Origin of the sequence: Brevundimonas sp. AJA228-03, from assembly GCF_017795885.1 — a bacterium.
Classification (GTDB): domain Bacteria; phylum Pseudomonadota; class Alphaproteobacteria; order Caulobacterales; family Caulobacteraceae; genus Brevundimonas.
Window position 1 is genome coordinate 2,800,735 of sequence record NZ_CP059297.1, and the last position, 24,097, is coordinate 2,824,831.

Here is a 24,097-nt window from a genome sequence, read left to right on the forward strand (position 1 = left end):
CCGCCAAGCCGAAAGGGTGAGGGGTTACAATGCCAGCCGGTGAGGTCGAAACCCCTCACCCTTTCGCGCAAGGCCGATCGCCTTCGGCTCTCGCGCGCTCAAGCCCTCTCCCTGTGGGAGAGGGGCCGATGACCGTCGCCATCGTCCACCTGGGGGCCGGCAATACCGCCTCGGTCCAGTTCGCGCTGGAGCGGCTGGGCGCCGACACCCGCATCACTTCCGATCCCGTCGAGATCGCCGAGGCCGAACGCCTGGTCCTGCCCGGCGTCGGTGCGGCCGGCTATGCCATGGAGCGGATGGCGGCGCTCGGCCTGACCGATGTCATCAAGGCCTTCGAACGCCCCCTGCTGGGCCTGTGCCTGGGCCAGCAGCTGCTGTTCGCCGAAAGCGAGGAGAACGGCGGTGCCGCCATGCTGGGCTTCATATCGGGGACGGTCCGGCGCATGCCCGTCCGCCATGACCTGCCGGTCCCGCACATGGGCTGGTCGCAGCTGCATAAGCTGAAGGACGACCCCTTGCTGCAGGGGGTGAGCGAGGGCGACTACGCCTATTTCGTCCACTCCTATGTCTGTCCCGACACCGGGGCCACCATCGCCTGCGCCGACTACGGGGCCGAGGTCCCGGCCATGGTCCGCGCCGGAAACCGCTGGGGCTGCCAGTTCCACCCGGAGCGATCGGCCGGGGCCGGCGCGCGGATTCTGAAGAACTTTTTGGAGGTGGCGGCGTGAACCCTCTTCCCTCTCTTTCGTCATCCTCCGGCGAGCGCAGCGAGACCGGGGCATGACGAAAACTATGGTGACGGCATGATCGTCTATCCCGCCATCGACCTGCGAAACGGCGTCTGCGTGCGGCTGATGCATGGCCGCTTCGACCAGGTGACCGAGTACGACACCGTCCCCGCTGCGCGCCTGACCGCCTTCGTCGCCGAGGGCGCGACCTGGGTCCACATCGTCGACCTGGACGGTGCGGAGGCAGGCCGAGCGGTCCAGCACCGGCTGATCGGCGACCTGGCCGGCAGCCTGGATGTGAACATCCAGTCCGGCGGCGGCGTCCGCACCCTGTCCGACGTGCGCAACCTGCTGGACGCGGGCGTCAGCCGCGTGGTCGTCGGGTCGCAGGCCGTGACGGCGCCGGCCGAGGTGTCGGCCTGGCTGGGCAGGTTCGGCCACCAGCGCCTGACCCTCGCCTTCGACGTCCGGGTGGGCGAGGACGGCGTACCCGTCCCGTCCCTGAAGGGCTGGACCGAGGCCGCGCCGATAGACCTGTGGACCGCGCTCGACCGCTATCCGCCCGGCACGCTGGAGCACGTCCTGATCACCGACGTCGGTCGCGACGGCGCCCTGACGGGTCCGAACCTCGACCTGCTGGCCGAGGTCATCCGGCGTCGTCCCGACCTGAAGGTCCAGGCGTCCGGTGGCGTCTCCTCCCTCGACGACCTGACGGCGGCCAGGGCCATCGGCTGCGACGGGGCCATCGTCGGCCGCGCGATCTACGAGGGTCGCTTCACGGCCCGCAACGCCATAGAAGCCGCAAGGTGATGGCCTCCTCCCTTCCTTTCCGCTCATCCCCGCGAAAGCGGGGACCCAGTCCTTTCGCGAGGCCGGGTGTCCGGGATCGATGCTGCAGGACATTCGGTGTCGATCATCGCCCAAAACACTGGGTCCCCGCTTTCGCGGGGATGAGCGGAGATCGGGATGCGGTCCTGGCGAGGCTGACGGCATGACCGCACGCCGGATCATTCCCTGCCTGGACGTGAAGGACGGCCGCGTCGTCAAGGGCGTCCGCTTCGAGGGCCACGTCGACATGGGCGACGCCGCCGAGCTGGCCGCGCGCTATCGCGACGAGGGTGCCGACGAACTGGTCTTCTACGACATCACCGCCTCGCCCGAAGGCCGGACGCTGGACTACGGCTGGGTCCGCGAGATCGCCCGGCTGCTGGACATCCCCTTCTGCGTCGCGGGCGGCATCCGCACCGTGGATCAGGCGGCGGCCTGCCTCGACAACGGGGCCGACAAGGTGTCCATCAACTCCCCGGCGCTGGAACGGCCCGAACTGATCTCCGAGATGGCAGAGCGGCTGGGCAGCCAGTGCGTGGTCGTCGGCGTCGACTCCCGGCGCGAGAACGGCGACTATGTCGTGCACAAATACACCGGCGACCCGGACAGCCGCCGTCTGGCCGGACGCCTCACCATGGACTGGATCGTCGAGGCCCAGGACCGCGGCGCGGGCGAGATCGTGCTGAACTGCATCGATCAGGACGGGGTGCGAAAGGGCTATGACACCGCCCAGTTGGCCGACGCCCGCAGCCGCCTGACGATTCCGCTGGTGGCGTCCGGCGGGGCCGGGGCGAAGTCGCATTTTCTCGATGTCTTCGATCGGGCGAATGTATCCGGTGCCCTGGCGGCCAGCGTCTTCCACTCCGGCCAGATCGCGGTCCCGGACCTGAAGGCCTTCCTGGCGGGCGCGGGTGTTGAGGTGAGACAATGATCGTGAAGACCCAATCCTCCCCCATCGGGGGAGGGGGACCGCGAAGCGGTGGAGGGGGCCAACCCCGGGCACCGCGTTCGGAGCATGCCCCCTCCGTCTCTCCGCTTCGCTCCGATCCACCTCCCCCGACGGGGGAGGATCTGGACACCCTCGATTTCGCAAAGGGCGGCGGCCTGATCCCGGCCGTGGTGCAGGATGCCGACACCCTGCAGGTGCTGACCCTCGCCTATATGGACCGGGCCGCGCTCGACGAGACGATCGAGAGCGGAGAGGCCACCTTCTTCTCGCGCTCGCGCGGCGGACGGTGGCGAAAGGGCGAGACCAGCGGCAACCGGCTGAAGGTCGTCTCCATCACGCCCGACTGCGACGGCGATGCCCTGGTGCTGGCCGTCCGTCCGATGGGTCCCGCCTGCCATCTGGGAACCACCAGCTGTTTCGGCACCGAGGATGCGCCGGGCCTCGGCCGCATCGCCCGTCTGGAAGCCACCATCGCCGAACGCGCCGCCGCCGATCCGGCCACCAGCTGGACCGCCCGCCTGCTCGCCGAGGGGCCGAAGCGGGTCGCCCAGAAGGTCGGCGAGGAGGGCGTGGAGACCGCCCTGGCCGGGGCCGCCGGCCCGGACGAGGAAGTCGCATCCGAGGCCGCCGATCTGGTCTATCATCTGCTGGTTCTGTTACGGGCGCGTCAAATGTCGTTTCAGGACGTGCTGGATGTGTTGGCCTCACGCGCGCGACCGGCCACACACGCGGACTGACTGGCGGGGGCCTGCCCTCGCGATTTGAGGAATCGGCATGACGGCTCTGGTCCTGTTCGGCGGCGGCGGCGATCTGGCAATGCGGATGCTGCTGCCCTCGCTCTATTTCCTCGAGCACGACGGCCTGCTGCCCGACGGGCTGAAGATCATCGGCGCGGCCCGGTCCGAAGAGACCCGCGCGGAATATGTCGCCAAGGTCCGCACGGCGGTCGAGTCCAAGGCTGACGGCCACTGGTCCGACGATGCCTGGGGCAGGCTGGAAGCCCGGCTCGACTATCTCGCCGTCGATGCCACCTCGGCCGAGAGCCTGAAGCCGCTGAAGGACAAGGTCGGCGACGGCTCCTGCACCAGCTTCCTGGCGGTCTCGCCGTCCCTCTATGCCAGGATCGTCACGGCCATGCGCGCGGCCGGACTGGCCGAGCCCGAAGACCGTGTCGTGCTGGAAAAGCCGGTCGGCCGCGATCTGGAGAGTTTCCAGGCCATCGACGACGCCGTGGCCGATGCCTTCAGCGAGAGCCAGGTGTTCCGCATCGACCATTACCTGGGCAAGGAGACGGTCCAGAACCTGATCGCCCTGCGCTTCGGCAATGTGATCTTCGAGCCGCTGTGGAACAATCTGTCGATCGACCACGTCCAGATCACGGTGGGCGAGACCGTCGGCGTCGGCGACCGCTGGCCCTATTACGACGAATACGGTGCCCTGCGGGACATGCTGCAGAACCACATGCTGCAGCTCCTGTGCCTGGTCGCCATGGAGCCGCCCTCGGACCTCGATCCGGACTCGGTCCGCAACGAAAAGGTCAAGGTGATCCGCTCGCTTCGTCCGATCACGGATGAAGATGTCGAACGCACCACCGTGCGCGGCCAGTACGTCTCCGGCACGGTCGATGGAAAGCGCGTGCCCGGCTATGACGAGGAACGCGGATCGGATTCCGACACCGAGACCTTCGTCGCCATCCGCGCCGACATCGACAACTGGCGCTGGGCCGGCGTGCCCTTCTTCCTGCGCACCGGGAAACGCCTGCCCGAGAAGCGGACCGAGATCGTCATCCAGTTCAAGCCGGTGCCCCATTCCATCTTCGGCCAGGATGCGCGCGACGAGGACAGCGCCAACCGGATGATCATCGAGCTGCAGCCCGAGGAAGACATCTCCCTGACGGTCATGAACAAGAAGCCGGGGCTGGATCAGCGCATGCAGCTGCAGCCGATCAAGATGAGCCTGTCCTGGGGTGTCGGCGGCAAGGACGCCCGGCCGCCGCGCCGCCGGATCGCCTACGAGCGCCTGCTGCTCGACGCCCTGAACGGGGATTCCACCCTGTTCGTGCGCCGCGACGAGGCCGAAAAGGCCTGGGAATGGGTCGACGGCGTGTCCCAGGCCTGGGTCGACGGCCATGTGAAGCCACAGCCCTACCGCGCCGGCACCTGGGGCCCCGACGCCGCCGACATGCTGATGGTGCGCACCGGCCGCGACTGGAACACGAGCGATGCTTGAGACCGTTCCCACCGCCGACGCCTGGGCCGCCACCCTTGCCGGCCGGCTTGAAGAAACCCTCGCCGCCGCCGTCCTCGGCAATGGTCGCGCCCTGTTCGCCGGACCCGGCGGGTCGACCCCCTCGCCCGTCTACGCCCGTCTGGCCCGGGCCGACCTCGCGTGGTCTAACATCGCCGTCACCCTCGTGGACGAACGCTACGTGCCCGAGACCTCAACGGAGTCGAACGCCCGGCTGATCAGGGAGGTCCTCCTGCAGGGACCCGCCGCGGCAGCGACCTTTGTCCCGCTGTATCACCCGGAGGTCACCGTGGACCGCGCGGCGGCGAAGGCAGCCCATGCTCTCGCTGAGGCCGGCGGCCGCTTCGACGCGGTCCTGCTGGGCATGGGCGAGGACGGGCACATCTGCTCGATGTTCCCGAACAGCCCGACGCTGAAGACCCTGCTCACCCCCACCCTGAAGCCCGCCGTCTATGGCGTGCCGCACGGCCGCGACGGTGCGGCCCCCAGCCTGGAGCGGCTGTCGATCAACCTGCCGTATCTGATGTCGGCGCGTCGCGTCGTCCTGGCCCTGAAAGGGTCCGCCAAGCGTTCGGTGTTCGAGCGCGAGGCGGGCGGCGACCCGGCCACGCAACCCGTCGCGGCGATGATCGCGGCGAAGGTTCCCCTCGAAGTCGTCTGGACGGAGGCCGCCTGATGACCCTGCACCCCGTGGTCGCGGACGTCACCGCCCGCATCGTCGAACGCTCAAAAGCGACCCGCGCCGACTATATCCGCCGCATGGACGCTGCCCGCGACAGCGGCGTCGGCCGCGCCAAGCTGTCCTGCGCCAACTGGGCCCATGCCTTCGCGGGCCAGACCATCGCCGACAAGCTGACCGCCATGACGGGCAAGACGCCCAATGTCGGCATCGTCACCGCCTACAACGACATGCTGTCGGCCCATCAGCCGTTCGAGCGCTTCCCCGAGGTGATCCGCAAGGCGACCCGCGAGGTCGGCGCGACCGCCCAGGTCGCGGGCGGCACCCCGGCCATGTGCGACGGGGTCACGCAAGGTCGGCCCGGCATGGAGTTGTCGCTGTTCAGCCGCGACGTCATCGCCATGTCGGTCGGGGTCGCCCTGACCCACGACGCCTTCGACGCGGCCATGATGCTGGGAGTCTGCGACAAGATCGTGCCCGGCCTGTTCATGGGCGCGCTCGCCTTCGGCCACCTGCCCGTCGTCTTCGCCCCCGCCGGTCCCATGCCCAGCGGCATCCCCAATGCCGAAAAGGCCCGCGTCCGCGCCGAATATGCGCAAGGCAAGGTCGGCCGCGACGTGCTGCTGGCCAGCGAGATCGGCTCCTACCACTCGCCCGGGACCTGCACCTTCTACGGCACAGCGAATTCCAACCAGATGATGATGGAGCTGGGCGGCCTGCACATGCCCTCCACCGCCTTCGTCCATCCGGAGACCGGCCTGCGCGATGCCCTGACGGCGGCAGCGGCAAAGCGCGCCGTCGAGCTGGCGCAGTCCGGCGAAGGCCGCATGGCCGACGTCGTGGACGAGAAGTCCGTCGTCAACATGATCGTGGCCCTGCTGGCGACTGGCGGATCGACCAACCACGCCATCCATCTGGTCGCCATGGCGCGGGCGGCGGGGGTGCTGATCGACTGGACCGACATGGACGAGCTGTCGGCCGTCACCCCCCTGCTTGCGCGCATCTATCCGAACGGCACGGCCGATGTGAACGCCTTCCAGGCGGCCGGCGGCGTGGCCTTCGTGGCGCGTGAACTGGCCCAGGCCGGTCACATCCATTCCGACGTCACCACCATCATGGGCCGGGGCATCCACCACTATTTCCGGGAACCGGCGATGGTCGATGGTCAGCTGGTCTGGAAGGACGGCGTGGCCGAGAGTCTGGACCGCGACATCCTGCGCCCCGCCTCCGACCCCTTCGACACCGAGGGCGGCCTGCGTCTGGTGAAGGGCAACCTCGGCAGGGCCGTGATCAAGATCTCGGCGGTCAAGCCGCAGCATCGCATCGTCGAGGGGCCTGCCCGGGTGTTCGACGCCCAGGAAGACGTCCTGGCCGCCTTCCAGCGCGGCGCGCTCGACACCGGCGGCGTCATCGTCCTGCGCTTCCAGGGCCCGAGGGCCAACGGCATGCCCGAACTGCATTCCCTGTCGCCCTTGATGAGCGTGCTCCAGGACCGCGGCGTGCCCATCGCCCTGGTCACCGACGGCCGCATGTCCGGAGCCTCCGGCAAGACCCCTGCCGCCATCCACGTCACACCCGAGGCGCTGGACGGCGGGCCGCTGGCCTATGTCCACGACGGCGACATCGTCCGCCTGGACGCCGAGGCCGGCACCCTGGCCATCGCCGCCGACCTGTCGATGCGCGACCGCGCCCGGCCGACCGCCGTCCAGAGCTGGGGCTATGGCCGCGAGCTGTTCGGCGCCTTCCGGTCGGTGGTTTCCTCCGCCGAACAGGGGGCCTCGGTCTGTTTCGTCCCCGAACCGACAAGCCAACAACCAGAGATCCGCGATGTAGCGGACGCGAATGTACAGAACAGGGCAGTGGACGCATGAGTGACGGCAGGACGCTCCTCGTAGGCGACGTCGGCGGGACCAACGCCCGCTTCGCCCTGGCCCGGATGGAGGGTGGCCAGATCGTTCTGGACCATCACGAGAGCTTCCCGGCCGAGCAGTATCCGACCTTTCTTTCCGGGGTGAAGGCCTTCATCGACGGCTGCGGAACGAGGCCGTCCGGCGGGGTCATCGCCGTGGCCGGGCCGGTCGAGGACGGGGCCATCGACCTGACCAACTCGCCCTGGGCGGTGTCGGAGACGGAACTGGCGACGCTGGGCCTCAACCCCGTCAAGCTGATCAACGACTTCGAGGCCCTGGCCTGGGGCGCGCCGGTCATTCCGTCCGAAAATCTGGAAAAGCTGGGCGGTCCCGACGCCGGCGATCCCCATTCGACCATCGCGGTCCTCGGGCCCGGCACCGGCTTCGGTGTCTCGGCCCTGATCCGCGACGCCCATGGCGGCGAGATGGCCATGCCGTCCGAAGGCGGCCACGCCTGTTTCCCCCCCGGCGATCCCGTCGAGGACGAGATCCTGCGCATCCTGCGCCGCCGCTACGACCGCGTCTCGATCGAGCGGCTGATCTGCGGCCCCGGCCTGCTGAACATGCACCGGGCCCTGGCCGAGATCGACGGACGCGAGACCCATATCGAGGATCCGGCCGAGATCACAAGGACGGCCCTGGCCGATCCCGACAGCCCCTGCGGCGCGACGCTCGCCCGGTTCTGCGCCATTCTGGGGGCCGTCGCTGGCGACATCGCCCTGACCACCGGGGCCCGCGGCGGGGTCTATATCGCCGGCGGGATTGCGCCGCGCATCCTGCCCTTCCTGAAGGCCAGCCCCTTCCGCCAGCGGTTCGAGAGGAAGGGCCGGTTCAGGGACTATATGGCCGACATCCCGACCTGGGTGATCACCCACAAGCACGCCGCCCTGCTGGGCTCTGCACGGGTCGCGTTCGACGAGGCCGGATAACCGCGCCCGGAATGACGAAGGGAGGCCTCAGTCCTTCTTCGGCGGCATCGGGATGAAGGCGCTGGTCCGGCGGATGTAGTCGGCATACTGCGGCTTGGTCCGGGCCGTCGATTTCTCGGTGATGCCGATGCCCGACCATTTGGTCAGGGTGAAGGTCAGGAAGATCGGCCCAAGGATCGAGGCGAACCCGATCCAGCCCGTCTCTGCCGCGATCAGCCACAGCCCCCACCAGACGCAGGCGTCGCCGAAATAGTTCGGGTGTCGCGTATAGCGCCACAGGCCGCTGTCCAGCACCTTGCCCTTGTTCCCGGGGTCCTTGCGAAACGCCGCCAGCTGGGCGTCGCCAATGCTCTCGAAGGCGATGCCGACGACCACGATCACCGCCCCGATCCAGCCGATCCAGCCGATAGGGGGAACCGGCGCGATCTGGCCCAGCTGGGTCGGCAGGGAGTTCAGCCAGGCCAGAAAGGCCTGGGGCAGGAAGACGAACAGCAGGGCGGTCTTGCCGAAGCTCCAGCCCTTCGCCGCCTGTCCCTCCAGAATTTCGGTGTAGCGCTTGTCGGCCCCGTGCGCTCGCCAGCGGTGAAGCAGGTGCCAGCCCAGCCGGATCGCCCAGACGGCGCAAAGCCACAGCAGCAGGCCCTTGCGCACCGGATCGCCGTCCGTCCGGGGAAAGGTGATCAGGGCCAGGAACAGCATGCCCAGCGGCCAGACGCCGTCGATGAAGCTGACGTCCTTCAGCCGCAACGACAGGGTCCACAGGCCCAGCATCACCGCCACGATGAGAAGCAGATTCAGGCCCAGCAGCCCGGCGAGTTCGATCAGCGTCATGGAACCCTAACGAGCCTATCGCCCGCCCGGACGCAAGCCCGGACATATGTCATGGCGTCGCCCTCTTCCCCTTCGCCGCCGCAGCCGCCATCTAGCGCCCATGACCGACACACGCATTCCCGTCACCGTCCTCACCGGCTACCTCGGCGCGGGCAAGACCACCCTCCTGAACCGCATCCTCACCGAGGATCACGGCAAGCGCTATGCCGTCATCGTCAATGAGTTCGGCGAGATCGGCATCGACAACGACCTGGTCGTCGGGGCCGACGAGGATGTGTTCGAGATGAACAACGGCTGCGTCTGCTGCACGGTGCGCGGCGACCTGATCCGCGTCGTTGCCGGCCTGATGAAACGCCAGAAGCCCGGTGCCCCCGCCTTCGACGCCATCATCGTCGAGACCACGGGTCTCGCCGATCCGGGCCCGGTCGCCCAGACCTTCTTCGTCGACGAGGACGTCAAGGCGAAGACGAAACTGGACAGCGTCACCACCCTGGTCGACGCCAGACACATCATGGCCCGCCTGGATGACTCGAAGGAGGCCCGCGAACAGGTCGCCTTTGCCGACCGCATCATCCTCAACAAGACCGACCTGGCGACGCCCGCTGAACTGACCGCCGTCGAGGCCCGCCTGCGCGCCCTGAACCCGCTCGCGCCGATCACCCGCGCCGAACGCGCGAACGTGCCGCTGGACCAGGTGCTGGGGCTGCATGGCTTCGACCTGGACCGCATCCTCGACCTGCACCCCGAGTTCGCCAATCCGGCCCACGGCGAGGCCGGCCACGTCCACGACGAACACTGCGGCCATGACCATCACGGCCACGACCACCACCATGACGAAGTACAGGAAGTACAGGAAGTCCACGCGAATCCGGACCCTGCCCATGCCGCCCACGGCCCGCGCGGCCACAGCCACGGCGACGACATCCGCGGCATTTCCCTCAGCCTCGACCGGCCCATGAACGGGGTGAAGTTCACCCAGTGGCTGGACACGCTACTGGGCCAGCAGGGCCAGAACATCCTGCGCGCCAAGGGCATCATCGACGTCCAGGGCGAGGACCGCCGCCTGGTCTTCCAGGCCGTCCACATGATCCTGGAGGGCGACCTCCAGCGCGAATGGGGCCCCGCCGAACGCCGCTGGAGCCGCGCCGTCTTCATCGGCCGCGACCTCGACGAGGCGGGGTTGAAGGCGGGGTTCGAGGGGTGCGCGGCTTGAATGTAAGGCAGTTTTGCATTACGTTCCGGTGATGGAACTGACGATGACATCCAAGGGTCAGATTACGATCAACAAGACCCTGCGCGACGGGCTGGGTGCCAAACCCGGACAGAAGCTGCGCGTCGAAGTGCGGCCCGACGGGGGCCTCGTGATCCCTCCCGTAAGGCCGGCAACCAAAACCTGGGACGATCTCATCGGCATCCTGAAACCTCTTCCCGGGACGCCGCCCGTGTCGATCGAAGAGATGAACGAGACCATCGCCAGGGGGTGGGCAGGCGAACTTGACGATCACGATTGACACCAACGTCCTCGTCCGTCTGATCGTCGGCGACGATCCGGACCAGACCCGGTCGGCGCGCACCGAAGTTCTCGCGGCGGAACGGGTGGTGGTGACCCTGGTCGCCCTGTGCGAAGCGGTATGGGTCCTGAAAAGCCGATACGGCTTCGGTCGCGATGAAATAGGGCGGGCGATCGGAGTGTTCCTGTCGATTCCGTCGGTGATCGTGGACAGACCGACGGTCGAACACGGACTGGCGCATCTGAACGAAGGCGGTGACTTCACCGATGCAATCATCGCGGCGGAAGGGCTGGCGCTCGGCGGCCAAAGCTTCGTTTCGTTCGACCGCAAGGCGATCCGCCGGCTGACTCAATCGGGTTTGGCAGCGAGACTGCCGGGCACCTTGGCGAAATGACCCTGATCCGGATTTCCGGCGTTCTTCAACGGGTCACCCGAAACGCCGCTGGTTCCGCGCTATGTTCATCGGCCATGAGCTCGAAAGCCGCAAAAAAGTGTCCTCGTAAATGACCACCTTCTCCTTCGACGCCCAGGTCACCTCGGCGCATTTCGACCGGTCCGGCGCGGTCTTCGCCCTGGGCGACGGCTCGGTCCGGTTCGAGGACGGCGTGTTCGATGCCGTGCATGACGGCGCGGTCCTGTGCGCCACCGTCCACCCCTCGGGCGAGGGTCTGGTCACCGGGGGCGACGACGGGCGGGTGATCTGGAGCCGCAAGGGCGAGGCCGGTGTCCTGGCCACCACACAAGGTCCCGGCACAGGCGGCTGGATCGATGCGATCGCCGCATCGCCAGAGACGAAGCTGATCGCCTTCTCGTCCGGCAGGACGCTGTCGGTCATTGATGCCACAGACGCTGGATTCCGCCGCGATTTCCAGCACGAGCGGACCGTGTCCGGCGTCGCCTTCGATCCCGGGGGCCGCCGCATCGCCACCTCGACCTATGGCGGAGCCTGTCTCTGGTTCGCCCGTATCTCCGACCAGAAGCCGACGAAGCTGGTCTGGGCCGGATCGCACACCGGCGTGACCTTCTCGCCGGACGGGGCCTTCGTCGTCACCACCATGCAGGACATGCAGTTGCATGGCTGGCGGCTGAAGGATTCGAAGAACATGCGCATGGGCGGCTATCCGTCCAAAATTCGCGCCATGGCCTTCCTGTCGAAGGGATCGCTGCTGGCCACCTCGGGCGCGCAGGGGGCGGTGCTGTGGCCCTTCACCGGCTCGAACGGCCCGATGGGACGCGAGGCGTCGGAGATCGGCTTCGACGACGCCACCACCGTCAGCCTGGTCGCCGCCTCCAACCCGCACGGCCGGCTGGCGGCAGGTCTCGCCGACGGCCGCGTCTGGGTCGCCGACCCGGCCGGTCAGGGCCTGAATTTCGTCAAGGTCGAAAAGGGCGCGCCCATCGTCGCCCTGGCCCTCAGCCCCGATACCACGCGCGTCGCCTGGGCCGACGAGGACGGCAACGCCGGGGTGGCGGACGTCGTCATCGACTGACCCTCGACAGGCCGCGCCGCCCGCGCCTATCGTCAGGCGGAACGGGGGTTCCGATGCGAAACCGGAAAGGGCGAGGCGGCTCACCGCGCATGGCCTTCGGGTGCCTGGCCGTGATGGTGATCCTGGTCGTCGCGGTCGGCGCCTGGCTCGGGGGCTTTTTGTGGGACGTGAACCTGCCGAAATGAGCGACACACCGATCCCGTCCGAGCGCCCGCGCCGCAAGGCCCGCCCCATCCTGACCACCCTCATGGTCCTGGCCCTGCTGCCGTTCGGCGGGGTGCTGATCTACCGGTTCGCCCCGGTGCCCCTTACCCTTCTGATGATCCGGGAAGGTCTGGCCGGACACGGGATGGACTATCGCTGGAAGCCGCTTGGCGACATCTCCCCCAACCTGGTCGCCTCCGCCATCGCGGCCGAGGACGCACGTTTCTGTAGCCACAGGGGCTTCGACCTGGAGGCCATCGAACAGGCGATGAAGGACAACGAGAGCGGTCGCAGGATGCGCGGCGGCTCCACCATCAGCCAGCAGACCGCCAAGAACGTCTTCCTGTGGCCCGGCCGCGACTGGGTCCGCAAGGGGCTGGAGGCGGGCTATACCGTCCTGATCGAGACGGGCTGGGGCAAACGCCGCATCATGGAAGTCTATCTGAACGTCGCCGAGATGGGCCCCGGCATCTTTGGCGCAGAGGCCGCCGCCCGCCACTGGTTCGGCAAGTCGGCTGCCGACCTGACACCGCGCGAGGCCGCCCGCATCGCCGCCATCCTGCCCAGTCCACGCCGCTACAATGCCGGAACGCCCGGCCCCTATGTCCGCAGGCGGGCCGCGCGCATCCAGGCCTCGGCCCGGGTGGTCCGCAACGACGGTCTGGCCGCCTGCGTGCTCTGACCGAACCTCGCTCGATTTCGGCCCGTTAACCCTTGCCTTCACCGATCCTTTAGCGGTGCCTTGGTAGGTCAGGTCGATGGCGGACCCTTTGGCCCGCTCGTGACAGACCAGACGGTGGGCCATGCGGATCGTGAAGAGGACAGTGTCTGCGCTGAAGACTTTCGGGGCCCGGTTCGCCGGCGACCGGCGCGGCAATGTCGCCATGATCTTCGCCCTGGCCCTGCCGCCGATGCTGCTGATGACCCTTGGCGGGGTCGATATCGCCCGTGTTTCCAGCGTGCGCGTGAACGTCCAGGACGCCCTGGACGCCGCCACCCTGGCCGCCGCCCGCTCGCAGGCCACCGACAAAATCCGCATCAATGAGGTGGGCCTGGCCGCTCTGAAGGCCAATCTGGCCCCCTACGATGACGTCATCCTCGACACGACCAATACGACATTCCGCCTGAACGAGGCCACCGGCGTGATCGAGGCCGACGCCACGGTCAGCGTCAAGGCCATGGTCGCCAACATCTTCCTGCCGCCCTATGGCCAATTCTTCGACGACCAACTGCCGGTCAACGCCCATTCCGAGGTGCTTCGGGCCAGCGGAGGCCTGCTCGAGGTCGCTCTGGTGATCGACAACACCGGCTCCATGTACGGGGCCAAACTGACCAATACGAAGGCCGCCGCCATCGACCTGATCAACCGGCTGGAGGCCGCCGATGCTGAAGCGACGGAGGAGGACGCGATCAAGGTCTCGCTGGTGCCCTTCGCCATGACGGTGCGGGTCACAGAGGGCGGCACCAACACACCTCCCAGCTGGATGACGGATGCCACGGACCACACGGGCGGCGGCGTCTATTCGGACCCTGCCAACAAATACAGCCTGTTCGACGCCAATGCGACGGGCCGTTTCACCCTGTTCAGTCGCCTGAACACCACCTGGAGCGGCTGCGTGGAGACGCGCGGTGCGCCCTACGACATCCGCGAAACGTCTCCGGTCGCGGGGACCGCGGCCAGCTGGTTCGTGCCCTTCTTCGCCCCGGACGAGCCGGACAAGGGCGATTATCCCAAGGACTCGACCTGGAAAAATTATGACTACGAGGGCAACGATTATATGGATGACGGCATCGCGGGCATCACCAGCAGCAACCCGTTCGGCTCCGGGTCGGCGGCGACGGCGGCCCGGGCCAAGGCCTGGTGGGACCGGGTCCGCAATACCAGCCGCTATTCGAACACCCCGCGCAGTACGCTGAGCAACTACTTCGGTCCCAACGTCGGCTGCAGACACAAGCCGATCATCCGGCTGACGGACGACTTCAACGCCCTGCGCGCGGGGGTGAGAGACATGATCGCGTGGGGCAACACCAACGTCCCCCTGGGTGCGATGTGGGGCTGGCACACCCTGTCGCCCAACGCCCCCTTCGGCGACGGCCGCGCCTACGACACCCCGGGGCTGAAGAAGATCATCATCATCATGACCGACGGCGAAAACTATATGCCCGAGTATTCCAGCCCCAATGAAGGCAGCTACGGCGGCAACGGCTACATCTGGCAGAACCGGCTGGGCATCACCACGGGCAGCGAGTCGACGCGCCGGGCCAGGATGGACGACCGTCTTGACAGCGCCACCCCCGGCACGGAGGACCTGTGCGGAAACATGAAGAACGCGAACATCGAGGTCTTCACCATCGCTGTCCAGGTCGATGACACGGCCCAGGCCCTGCTGCGGCGCTGCGCCACCAATAGCAGCCACTATTTCGAGGTCGACAGCGCCTCCGGCATCGGGGATGCCTTCGACAGCATCGCGGGTGCCATCGCAGACCTGCGGATCAGCCGGTGATCGCGGCCTCCGTCGCCACCATGGAAACCGACCCCGTCTGGAAGGACGTGGGCATGCCCTTCGACGGCAAGCGCATGATGTGGGGCGGTTCCACCATCAGCCAGCAGACCGCCAAGAACGTCTTCCTGTGGCCCGGCCGCGACTGGGTCCGCAAGGGGCTGGAGGTAGGCTATACCGTCCTGACCGAACCTCGCTCGACGTCGGCCCGTTAACCCTTGCCTTCACCGATCCCTTAACGGCGCCTTGGTAGGTCAGGTCGATGGCGGACCCTGCGGCCCGCTCGTGACAGACCAGACAGTGGGCCATGCGGATCGTGAAGAGGACAGCGTCTGCGCTGAAGACTTTCGGGGCCCGGGTCGCTGGCGACCGGCGCGGCAATGTCGCCATGATCTTCGCCCTGGCCCTGCCGCCGATGCTGCTGATGACCCTTGGCGGGGTCGATATCGCCCGTGTTTCCAGCGTGCGCGTGAACGTCCAGGACGCCCTCGACGCCGCCACCCTGGCCGCCGCCCGCTCGCAGTCCACCGAAGACTCCCGCATCAATGAGGTGGGCCTGGCCGCTCTGAAGGCCAATCTGGCCCCCTACGATGACATCATCCTCGACACGACCAGAACGACATTCCGCCTGAACGAGGCCACCGGCGTGATCGAGGCCGACGCCACGGTCAGCGTCAAGGCCATGGTCGCCAACATCTTCCTGCCGCCCTATGGCCAATTCTTCGACGACCAACTGCCGGTCAACGCCCATTCCGAGGTGCTTCGGGCCAGCGGAGGCCTGCTCGAGGTCGCTCTGGTGATCGACAACACCGGCTCCATGTCCGGGGCCAAACTGTCCAATACCAAGGCCGCCGCCATCGACCTGATCAACCGGCTGGAGGCCGCCGAAGCTCGCTCGATCGAGCCGGACGCGATCAAGATCGCGCTGGTGCCCTTCTCCATGACGGTGCGGGTCACAGCGGGCGGCACCAACACACCGCCCAGCTGGATGACGAATGCCACGGACCACACGGGCGGCGGCGTCTATTCGGACCCTGGCAACAAATACAGCCTGTTCGACGCCAATGCGACGGGCCGGTTCACCCTGTTCGGTCGCCTGAACACCACCTGGGGCGGCTGCGTGGAGGCGCGCGGTGCGCCCTACGACATCCGCGACACGCCTCCGGTCGCGGGGACCGAGGCCAGCTGGTTCGTGCCCTTCTTTGCCCCGGACGAGCCGGACAGGGACGATTATCCCAGGGACTCGACGTGGAGAAACTATGGCTACCAGGGCAACGACTATGTGGATGACGGCATCGCGGCCATCACCGGCAACAATCCCTTCGGCACCGGGGCGGCGGCGACGGCGGCACGGGCCCAGGCCTGGTGGGACCGGGTCCGCAATACCAGCCGCTATTCGAACACCCCGCGCAATACGCTGACCAACGCCTACGGTCCCAACGCCGGCTGCAGGCTCGGGCCGATCATCCGGCTGACGAACGACTTCAACGCCCTGCGCGCGGGGGTGAGTGACATGATCGCGTGGGGCAACACCGATGTCCCCCTCGGCACGATGTGGGGCTGGCACACCCTGTCGCCCAACGCCCCCTTCGGTGACGGCCGCGCCTACGACACAGAGCAGCTGAAGAAGATCATCATCATCATGACCGACGGCGAGAACGTGATGAGCGCGGCCTCCAACCCTAACGACAGCACCTACAACGGCAACGGCTACATCTGGCAGAACCGGCTGGGCTTAACCTCGGGCAGCGATGCCGCCCGCCGCGCCAGGATGGACGATCGGTTCGACAGCGCCACCGCCGGCACCGAGGACATGTGCGGAAACATCAAGACAAAGGGCATCGAGGTCTACACCGTCGCCGTCCAGGTCGATTCCAGGGCCCAGGCCCTGCTGCGGCGCTGCGCCACCGATAACGCCCACTATTTCCCGGTCAACAGCGCCTCCGGCATCGGGGACGCCTTCGACCGCATCGCCGGTGCCATCGAAAAAATGCGGATCAGCAAATGATCGCGGCCTCCGTCGCCACGGCCGGCATCGCCTCGGCCGTGGCCCGGTTCGACCAGAGCGCGGCGCGCACCGCCGCCGCGCCTCTGGACGACCTCGCCGCCGAGACGGTCGAACGGATGCAGGCCAAGGCCGCCCTGTCCGCCAACGTCGCCGTCCTGCGCACCGCCGACGACATGACCGGAACCTTGCTGGACATGCTGGCCTGACGGTCGCACCCTGAGCCTCCTTTCGACGGAGCACCCTCATGCCCTATGTGTCCGGTTTCCTGTCCCCCGTGAAGGCGGACAACAGGGACCGCTACATCGCCTCGGCGCAGACCAGCTGGCCGATCTTCCAGAAATACGGCTGCCTCGAACAGGTCGAGACCTGGGGCGTCGACGTGCCCCCCGGCAAGCTGACCGGCTTCGACCTGGCGGTGAAGCTGGAGCCGGACGAGGTGGTCGTCTTCTCCTGGCTGAAATGGCCCGACAAGGCCACGGCCGACGCCTGTTTCGCCACCATGGAATCCGACCCCGCCTGGAAGGACGTGGACATGCCCTTCGACGGCAAGCGCATGATGTGGGGCGGCTTCGAGGTGATCTTCGACGGCCGATAGACGAAAGGCCCGGGATCGCTCCCGGGCCCTTGTCTCTCGGTCAGCTATCCAGGAAGCTGCGCAGCTTGCGCGACCGGCTGGGGTGTTTCAGCTTGCGCAGCGCCTTGGCCTCGATCTGACGGATGCGTTCGCGGGTTACGCTGAACTGCTGACCGACCTCTTCCAGGGTGTGGTCGGTGTTCATGCCGATGCCGAAGCGCATGCGCAGCACCCGCTCCTCGCGCGGGGTCAGCGACGCCAGCACGCGGGTGGTGGTTTCCCGCAGGTTCGACTGGATGGCCGCATCGATGGGCAGGATGGCGTTCTTGTCCTCGATGAAGTCGCCGAGGTGGCTGTCCTCCTCGTCGCCGATGGGCGTCTCCAGGCTGATGGGTTCCTTGGCGATCTTCAGGACCTTGCGCACCTTCTCCAGCGGCATGGCCAGCTTTTCGGCCAGCTCTTCCGGGGTCGGCTCGCGGCCAATCTCGTGCAGCATCTGCCGGCTCGTGCGCACGATCTTGTTGATCGTCTCGATCATGTGCACGGGGATGCGGATGGTCCGGGCCTGGTCGGCGATGGACCGGGTGATCGCCTGCCGGATCCACCAGGTCGCATAGGTGCTGAATTTGTAGCCGCGGCGGTACTCGAACTTGTCGACCGCCTTCATCAGGCCGATGTTGCCCTCCTGGATCAGATCCAGGAACTGCAGGCCGCGGTTGGTGTATTTCTTGGCGATGGAGATCACGAGGCGCAGATTGGCCTCGACCATTTCCTTCTTGGCCTGACGGGCCTCGCGCTCGCCCTTCTGCACCGTCTGGACGATGCGGCGATAGTCGTCGATCGGCAGGCCGGCCTCGACCGCGACAGCGGCGACGTCATGGCGGATCGTGGCGATCTGGGTCGCCTCGTTGTCGCTGAACCGGGTCCAGCGCACGCCCATGTCCTTGACGCGCGTGGACCAGGTCGGGTCCAGCTCGGCCGTGAAATAGGCCTTCAGGAACTCGGGGCGGCTGATGCCATAGCTGTCGGCCAGGCGCAGCAGGCGGCCTTCCAGACCGATCAGACGCTTGTTGATCGCATACAGCTGTTCGACCAGGGCCTCGATGCGGTTGTTGTTCAGCTTCAGCGTCTTCAGGCGGCCGGAGATCGCGGCCGACAGGGTGTCATAGGCCTTGCGGTCCCTGGCGCTCAGCTCCTCGCCCTTCAGCCGGCTCTCGACCAGCTTCTCCTGCAGCTTCCGGAATGCGTCGAAGTCGCCGGCGATCGCATCCAGGGTCTCCATGACCCCTTCGCGCAGTTCGGCTTCCAGCGCCGAGATGGACATCCCGCCGCCGTCATCGAAATCCTCGTCTTCGTCGTCGCCCTCGGGCTTTTCAGCCTCGGCCTCTGCGCCGGGCTCGGGCTCGGGCTTGGGCGGAATCGGCTGGCCCGGGATCGGCGGCTGGGGCTGGTTGTGCGGCAGCGAAGACGGGTTCAGCACGCCATAGGTGGCGTCCAGGTCGATGACCTCGCGCAGCAGGATGCGGTTGTTCGCCAGCTCGTCGCGCCACACCATGATGGCCTCGAACGTCAGGGCGCTTTCGCAAAGGCCCGAAATCATCGCGTCGCGCCCGGCCTCGATCCGCTTGGCGATAGCGATCTCGCCCTCGCGGCTCAGCAGCTCGACCGAGCCCATCTCGCGCAGATACATTCGCACGGGGTCGTCGGTGCGGTCATAGGTCGGCTTGGCGTCGCCCTCGGTGACCGAGGTTTCGGCCTTCTCGGCCAGCTCGCCGCCGGTGGACTCCGCCGCGTCTTCCTCGGCCTCCACGACGTTGACGCCCATTTCGGACAACATCGCCAGGGTGTCCTCGATCGCGTCCGGCGTGACCTCTTCGGACGGCAGGACCTTGTTCAGCTCCTCCATCGTCACATAGCCGCGCGCCTTGGCCTGTTTGATGAACTTCTTGACCCCGGCATCGGTGAGGTCGAGCAGCGGCCCGTCGGTGGTGGCCTCGGGCGCTTCCTGCGTATCGCTCATTACGTCTTCTTCTCCAGCCACAGGGGAGGATCAGGCCCCTTGGCAAAAATGCCACATCCGTTTCAAAACAGAACGCCTGGACGCGCCGTTCGTTACGAAACCGCCGCGTCGTCCCAGATCGTCCCGGTCTTGATGGCCCGTCGCAACGCGTCGCGCTCCGCCTTCAGGCGACTGAAGGCCGAGGCATCGAAGGCGTGATCCGCCCCCGATTTCGCTGACGCCAGCGCCGCGTCCAGACCCGCCACGCGGGTCAGGGCATCGAAGCCTTGCGACCACCGGACCCTTGCCTCGGCGAGGGGCGCATTCGCGGCCAGGAAAGGCGCGCCGGACTTTGCCGCCGCCTTCTCGACCTCGCGCACTAAAGCGTCGTGTCCGGAGGACGCGAGATGGCGACGCAGGGCCGCGCTGTCAAGCGTCTGACCCCCGAAACGCAGGCGCACCAGCTCCTGCGCCAGACCGTCCAGGGCGGGATCGCCAAACCCGTGCGCCGCGATCGCCTCAAGGTGATCGTCCATCCGTTCGGGATCCTCGATAGCCCCGTGCGCCAGCGCCGCCGAGACCGGCTCGATGGAGCGATTCAGCGCCTGCATGGCCTGGGCGCCTTCGGCCGTCTGACCCAGCCTGGGCGGCGGACCGGGGCGCCACCGGCCGCCCGTCGGCTGGGCCCGCTGCGGCGCCTGCCCACGCGAGGGGAACAGGGCATCGAACCGGTCGAAAAGTTCCCGGCGATACTGTTCGGCCAGATCCTTGTCGGCGATGGCCGCGGCGGCCGTGCGCAACCGTCCCTTCAGGCCCGCACGGCGCTCCGGCGTGTCCAGCGGCTCGACCTCGGCCTCGCGCCTGAACAGCACCTCGGCGAAGGGGCGCGTCCCGGTCATCGCCTGGCGCAGGGCCGGTGCCCCCTTGTCGCGCAGGATATCGTCGGGGTCCTGGCCGCCCTCCAGCAAGGCGAACCGGAACGAGCGGCCGGACCTGAGCAGCGGCAAGGCCCGCTCGATGGCGCGATAGGCCGCCCTCTGCCCGGCCCCGTCGCCGTCGAAACACAGGATCGGCTCGGACGAGACCCGCCACAGCAGGGCCATCTGCTCCTCGGTCAGGGCCGTGCCCATCGGCGCCACGGCCGGCAGCCCCGCGCGTTGGCAGGCGATGACGTCCATATAGCCCTCGACCACGATCACGCTCTGGGTCGATTTCGATTCCGCCCCCAGGATGCGCCGCGCCTCGGGCAGGCCATAGAGGGTGGCCCCCTTGTGAAACAGCGGGCTCTCCGGCCCGTTCAGATATTTGGCCCGGTCGTCTGGGTTCATCGCCCGACCACCGAAGCTGACGAGACGCCCGCGCGCATCCAGGATCGGGAACATCAGCCGGTCGCGGAACCGGTCATAGGGCGCGCCCCCGCCCTCCGGCGCGATCAGCATGCCCATCTCGACCAGGTCGCCCGGCTTCGCCCCACGCTGGACCAGCGCCGCCTTCAGCCCCTCGCGGTCGTTCGGGGCATAGCCCAGTCCGAACCGGTCCCACTGATCTTCGGGCAGGCCGCGCCGCTCCAGATAGTCCCGCGCCGCCTTGCCGACCGACCGGCGCAGGTTGGCCGCGAACCATTTCTGGGCCAGGTCCATCCAGTCCGACAGGCCCTGCTTCCTCGCCTCGCGTTCGGCGGCCTGCGGGTCCTCGGCCGGCAGTTGCATCCCCGCCTCGGCCGCCAGCCGCTCGACCGCCTCGGGGAAGCTCAGCCGCTCGGTCTCCTGCAGGAAGCTGATGACGTCGCCGTGCTTGCCGGAGGAGAAGTCGTGGAAGAACCCCTTGTCGTCGTTGACGAAGAAGGACGGCGACTTTTCCTTGGAGAAGGGGCTCAGTCCTACCCACTCGCGTCCCTGACGCTTGAGCTTCACCGACCGGCCGATCACGTCGGACGGGCGAAGGCGGGCCTTCAGTTCTTCCAGGAAGCGGTCATCGAAACGCACCCGCAATCCTTAACGCCATTGCGTCCCGACGCGAAGCAATGGCGACGTCATGGCGGTGGATAGCGCAGCGGGCCTGGGCGGCGAGGCATGGATCGGAATGGCAGACCTTGGCCGATTAACCTCTCGTTAACCACACAGGCAAATCCGTGTTCGTAACCATCTGATTTCGGGCATATTTCTGTGAGACATCAGGAACAATCCACAGGGTTTGTGGATTAACCCTGTCGAACGCGCCCAGAAAGGGAGCGACCTCGCCGCCCCGGACGCGATGCGCGACGGGCGGATCACTCACGGATTTGCCCACCATGTTCATCGCCATCGCCCGCCCGGCGGTGGAACCCCTCGGCCCCGACGCCGTCGCCGTCCCCGGTTCCCCGCCATCCACCACCTGCCCCCCCGTGCCCTGCATGCACGCCTTCTGGAGAATGCGGCCCAGCGGCGGCTGCGCGGCATGGAGCGAAAGCGGGCCGACCGGCATGAGGATGCGGACTACTGGCTGCATGCCGCGCCGGTGGCGGTCAGGAAGGCCTGCGCCCTGCGCGAGGCATGCAGCTTCGCGCCCCTGCCCTGAAGCGGATCTAGCGTGCCTCGGGCAGCCGCCGCGCGAGGGACTGCCTGAGCCGTTGAAGGCGAAACGCCAGGCTCTTGGGGGTCACCCGCTCACGCGCTTCCAGCCCGACGGCCCAGCGCCCGCGCACGGCCTCGGCCAGGATCGGGTGGCGGTCGTGCTGGTGAACAATGGCGCTGATCGTGCCGTCGGGATTGACCACCTGCCCGTCACGAAAGGCGAAGCCCCCGGCGGCTGCCAGACCGATGGTGGCGACCCGGCCGTAGTTCTCGCGCACCTCGGCCTCCACCAGACCCATGTGGATCGCGATGTTGCAGGCGGCCTGATCGGCCCCGAAGCTTCCACCCATCTCCGAGCGGGGCACGGCCGCCAGCATCAGCACCGTACGGCAGAACCGCACCATGTCGGCGCGCGGCCCCAGAACCGTCCCGACGCAGATCGCGGGTGCCGGGGCCAGGTCGTCGGCGATCGCATCCCCGGCCAGGGCCCGCAGATACTTCATGTCGAAGGCGTGGTCGGCCAGCCGGTCGCCTTCCAGGAACACCTCCAGCCCCTCCGGCGCGGGCTCGAACGGGGCCTTCTGGAAGATCACGTCACGCACGTCGGTCAGCAGCACGTTGCGGACATCGGCCCGCCCGGACAGATGGGCATCCACCGCCGCGAACCGGGCCATGACCGGATGGGGCTGCCAGCCCTGTGTACGGGGTTGCGCCAGGAACCGCACGTCGTGCTCGGCGAACAGCGCCTCGACGTCGGGTCGCGCATCGGCGGCCAGGGCGATCTCACCGTCGAAGACGCTGCGCAGCGAGCGGACGAAGGGCGCGATGTGGTGGGCGTCATAGCCGGTGGCATAGCCGGCCACGACATCGACGGTGCCCGAACCCGACACCGCCTCGACCCGCGCGGATCCCCGCGCCTGCGACAGCCAGCGCAGATAGTCCGACCGGACGCTGGGCGAGGACGCCAACCTAGGCGTCCATCAGGGCCTGGAACCTGTCGAACAGATACAGGCTGTCGGTGGGCCCGGGCGAGGCCTCGGGGTGGTGCTGGACGCTGAACACCGGCCGGTCCTTCAGCTGGATACCGCAGTTGGTGCCGTCGAACAGCGAAACGTGCGTCTCCACCACCGCCTCGGGCAGGCTGTCGCGGTCCACGGTAAAGCCGTGGTTCATCGACACGATCTCGACCTTGCCGGTGGTCAGATCCTTGACCGGATGGTTGGCCCCGTGGTGCCCCTGATCCATCTTCACCGTCCTGGCGCCCAGGGCGAGCGCCAGCATCTGGTGGCCCAGGCAGATCCCGAAGACCGGCTTGCCGCTTTCGACCAGCTTGCGGATCTCCGGCACGGCATAGGCACCCGTCGCCGCCGGATCGCCCGGTCCGTTCGACAGGACGATGCCGTCCGGATGGCGCGCCAGGACCTCTTCCGCCGTCGTCGTCGCCGGGACCACCGTGATCTTCGCGCCGGTCGAGGCCAGGGCCCGCAGGATGTTGCGCTTCACCCCATAGTCCAGAACCACGACCGACTTCCTGCCGGTCGTCTTCGGATGCCCTTCCGGCCATTCCCACAGGCCTTCGTCCCACTCGAACGCCTGCAGCGTCGAGGCAGGCCTGGCCAGATCGAGGCCGACCAGACCGGTCCAGGCCCGTGCCTGCTCGACCAGCGCCTCCAGATCGAAGCGGCCTTCCGGATCGTGGGCGATCACCGCATGGGGCGCGCCGTGGTCGCGGATGCGCCGGGTCAGGGCGCGGGTGTCGATGCCCGACAGACCCACGACGCCGCGGCGCTTCATCCAGACGTCCAGGGTGGCGTCCGAGCGCCAATTGGCCGGATCGGTCGGCAGGTCGCGGAAGATCGCGCCGCGCGCCGAGGTGTCCGACCCGCCACCCATCTGCTCGATGTCCTCCCCGTTCGTCCCGGTATTGCCGATGTGGGGGAAGGTGAAGGCCAGGATCTGGCTCATGTAGCTGGGGTCGGTCAGGATTTCCTGATACCCGGTCATCGCGGTGTTGAAGACGACCTCGCCGAGCGCCGAACCGGTCGCGCCGACGCCGATGCCCTGAAAGACAGTGCCGTCGGCCAGGGCCAGAACGCCGGTACAGCCGGGCAGAAGCGGAGTGGTCATGGCCGTTCCCTTACACCGAATCCCGGCGAA

At 67.7% G+C, this 24,097-nt stretch carries 23 protein-coding genes and 1 pseudogene; 19 read left to right on the top strand and 5 right to left on the bottom strand.

The features are described from left to right. The first annotated feature begins 128 nt into the window (after positions 1 to 128). The 8 genes from hisH to glk all read left to right on the top strand — a co-directional run bounded on the left by hisH (position 129) and on the right by glk (position 8,270). Positions 129 to 728 carry an imidazole glycerol phosphate synthase subunit HisH gene (gene hisH / locus HZ989_RS13990; RefSeq protein ID WP_209321408.1) on the top strand — a complete coding sequence of 200 codons (600 nt, stop codon included), beginning with the start codon at positions 129 to 131 and terminating at the stop codon, positions 726 to 728. A gap of 75 nt (positions 729 to 803) precedes the next feature. Then, entirely contained in the window at positions 804 to 1,538 is a 735-nt protein-coding gene (locus HZ989_RS13995; protein ID WP_209321409.1) for a HisA/HisF-related TIM barrel protein, read from the top strand. A 181-nt stretch (positions 1,539 to 1,719) separates the two neighbouring features. After that, positions 1,720 to 2,487 carry an imidazole glycerol phosphate synthase subunit HisF gene (gene hisF, locus HZ989_RS14000; RefSeq protein ID WP_209321410.1) on the top strand — a complete coding sequence of 256 codons (768 nt, stop codon included), beginning with the start codon at positions 1,720 to 1,722 and terminating at the stop codon, positions 2,485 to 2,487. Between the two features lie 176 nt (positions 2,488 to 2,663). After that, positions 2,664 to 3,242 carry a bifunctional phosphoribosyl-AMP cyclohydrolase/phosphoribosyl-ATP diphosphatase HisIE gene (gene hisIE / locus HZ989_RS14005; RefSeq protein ID WP_371813009.1) on the top strand — a complete coding sequence of 193 codons (579 nt, stop codon included), beginning with the start codon at positions 2,664 to 2,666 and terminating at the stop codon, positions 3,240 to 3,242. 37 nt (positions 3,243 to 3,279) lie between these two features. Beyond that, a complete protein-coding gene (gene zwf / locus HZ989_RS14010) occupies positions 3,280 to 4,734 on the top strand; it encodes a glucose-6-phosphate dehydrogenase (protein WP_209321411.1) in 1,455 nt (484 codons plus the stop codon). Further along, positions 4,727 to 5,428: a 6-phosphogluconolactonase gene (gene pgl / locus HZ989_RS14015; protein ID WP_209321412.1), complete on the top strand. Its 702-nt coding sequence runs from the start codon at positions 4,727 to 4,729 to the stop codon at positions 5,426 to 5,428. The genes zwf and pgl overlap by 8 nt, the downstream gene beginning before the upstream one ends. Then, positions 5,428 to 7,302, top strand: a complete 1,875-nt coding sequence (gene edd, locus HZ989_RS14020) for a phosphogluconate dehydratase (RefSeq protein WP_209321413.1) — start codon at positions 5,428 to 5,430, stop codon at positions 7,300 to 7,302. The genes pgl and edd overlap by 1 nt, the downstream gene beginning before the upstream one ends. Next, positions 7,299 to 8,270 (top strand): glucokinase, encoded by a 972-nt coding sequence (gene glk, locus HZ989_RS14025; RefSeq protein WP_209321414.1) that lies wholly within the window; start codon positions 7,299 to 7,301, stop codon positions 8,268 to 8,270. The genes edd and glk overlap by 4 nt, the downstream gene beginning before the upstream one ends. A 27-nt stretch (positions 8,271 to 8,297) precedes the next feature. Here the strand turns inward: glk and HZ989_RS14030 are convergent, their stop codons facing one another. After that, entirely contained in the window at positions 8,298 to 9,101 is an 804-nt protein-coding gene (locus HZ989_RS14030; RefSeq protein ID WP_209321415.1) for a DUF1295 domain-containing protein, read from the bottom strand. Positions 9,102 to 9,201: 100 nt separating this feature from the next. On the opposite strand from HZ989_RS14030, the gene HZ989_RS14035 reads away from it, so the two are divergent. The 10 genes and pseudogenes from HZ989_RS14035 (at position 9,202) to HZ989_RS14080 (ending at position 17,410) form a co-directional block, all read left to right on the top strand. Beyond that, complete coding sequence (locus tag HZ989_RS14035; protein WP_209321416.1) at positions 9,202 to 10,314, top strand: GTP-binding protein; 1,113 nt, start codon at positions 9,202 to 9,204, stop codon at positions 10,312 to 10,314. A 31-nt stretch (positions 10,315 to 10,345) separates the two neighbouring features. Continuing rightward, on the top strand, positions 10,346 to 10,612 hold the full coding sequence (locus tag HZ989_RS14040; RefSeq protein WP_209321417.1) for an AbrB/MazE/SpoVT family DNA-binding domain-containing protein: 267 nt from the start codon (positions 10,346 to 10,348) through the stop codon (positions 10,610 to 10,612). Next, a complete protein-coding gene (locus HZ989_RS14045; protein WP_209321418.1) occupies positions 10,596 to 11,006 on the top strand; it encodes a type II toxin-antitoxin system VapC family toxin in 411 nt (136 codons plus the stop codon). Before HZ989_RS14040 ends, HZ989_RS14045 begins: the two co-directional genes overlap by 17 nt. Positions 11,007 to 11,115: 109 nt before the next feature. After that, entirely contained in the window at positions 11,116 to 12,102 is a 987-nt protein-coding gene (locus tag HZ989_RS14050) for a WD40 repeat domain-containing protein (protein ID WP_209321419.1), read from the top strand. A 181-nt stretch (positions 12,103 to 12,283) separates the two neighbouring features. Beyond that, positions 12,284 to 12,988, top strand: a complete 705-nt coding sequence (mtgA, locus tag HZ989_RS14055) for a monofunctional biosynthetic peptidoglycan transglycosylase (protein ID WP_209321420.1) — start codon at positions 12,284 to 12,286, stop codon at positions 12,986 to 12,988. A gap of 121 nt (positions 12,989 to 13,109) precedes the next feature. Next, entirely contained in the window at positions 13,110 to 14,810 is a 1,701-nt protein-coding gene (locus tag HZ989_RS14060; RefSeq protein WP_209321421.1) for a TadE/TadG family type IV pilus assembly protein, read from the top strand. Between the two features lie 71 nt (positions 14,811 to 14,881). Further along, positions 14,882 to 14,998: pseudogene (locus tag HZ989_RS14065) on the top strand (transglycosylase domain-containing protein); the annotation flags it as partial. 116 nt (positions 14,999 to 15,114) lie between these two features. Continuing rightward, a complete protein-coding gene (locus HZ989_RS14070; RefSeq protein ID WP_209321422.1) occupies positions 15,115 to 16,815 on the top strand; it encodes a pilus assembly protein in 1,701 nt (566 codons plus the stop codon). Further along, positions 16,812 to 17,021, top strand: coding sequence for a flagellar hook protein FlgE (locus HZ989_RS14075; RefSeq protein ID WP_209321423.1), 210 nt, complete (start codon positions 16,812 to 16,814; stop codon positions 17,019 to 17,021). The genes HZ989_RS14070 and HZ989_RS14075 overlap by 4 nt, the downstream gene beginning before the upstream one ends. Before the next feature lie 38 nt (positions 17,022 to 17,059). After that, on the top strand, positions 17,060 to 17,410 hold the full coding sequence (locus tag HZ989_RS14080; RefSeq protein ID WP_209321424.1) for a DUF1428 domain-containing protein: 351 nt from the start codon (positions 17,060 to 17,062) through the stop codon (positions 17,408 to 17,410). Between the two features lie 40 nt (positions 17,411 to 17,450). On the opposite strand, the gene rpoD is transcribed toward HZ989_RS14080, so the two are convergent. Beyond that, complete coding sequence (gene rpoD / locus HZ989_RS14085) at positions 17,451 to 19,409, bottom strand: RNA polymerase sigma factor RpoD (RefSeq protein WP_209321425.1); 1,959 nt, start codon at positions 19,407 to 19,409, stop codon at positions 17,451 to 17,453. 92 nt (positions 19,410 to 19,501) lie between these two features. Continuing rightward, positions 19,502 to 21,373 carry a DNA primase gene (gene dnaG / locus HZ989_RS14090; RefSeq protein ID WP_209321426.1) on the bottom strand — a complete coding sequence of 624 codons (1,872 nt, stop codon included), beginning with the start codon at positions 21,371 to 21,373 and terminating at the stop codon, positions 19,502 to 19,504. A gap of 268 nt (positions 21,374 to 21,641) precedes the next feature. Between dnaG and HZ989_RS14095 the strand changes: the two genes are divergently transcribed. Further along, on the top strand, positions 21,642 to 21,944 hold the full coding sequence (locus HZ989_RS14095; RefSeq protein WP_245162382.1) for a hypothetical protein: 303 nt from the start codon (positions 21,642 to 21,644) through the stop codon (positions 21,942 to 21,944). Between the two features lie 7 nt (positions 21,945 to 21,951). Here the strand turns inward: HZ989_RS14095 and HZ989_RS14100 are convergent, their stop codons facing one another. Both HZ989_RS14100 and carA read right to left on the bottom strand, forming a co-directional pair. After that, the gene (locus HZ989_RS14100; RefSeq protein WP_209321427.1) at positions 21,952 to 22,908 is read right to left on the bottom strand and encodes a hypothetical protein; all 957 of its coding nucleotides are present in this window, start codon (positions 22,906 to 22,908) and stop codon (positions 21,952 to 21,954) included. Between the two features lies 1 nt (position 22,909). Continuing rightward, positions 22,910 to 24,067, bottom strand: coding sequence for a glutamine-hydrolyzing carbamoyl-phosphate synthase small subunit (gene carA / locus HZ989_RS14105; protein ID WP_209321428.1), 1,158 nt, complete (start codon positions 24,065 to 24,067; stop codon positions 22,910 to 22,912). Positions 24,068 to 24,097 lie beyond the last annotated feature (30 nt).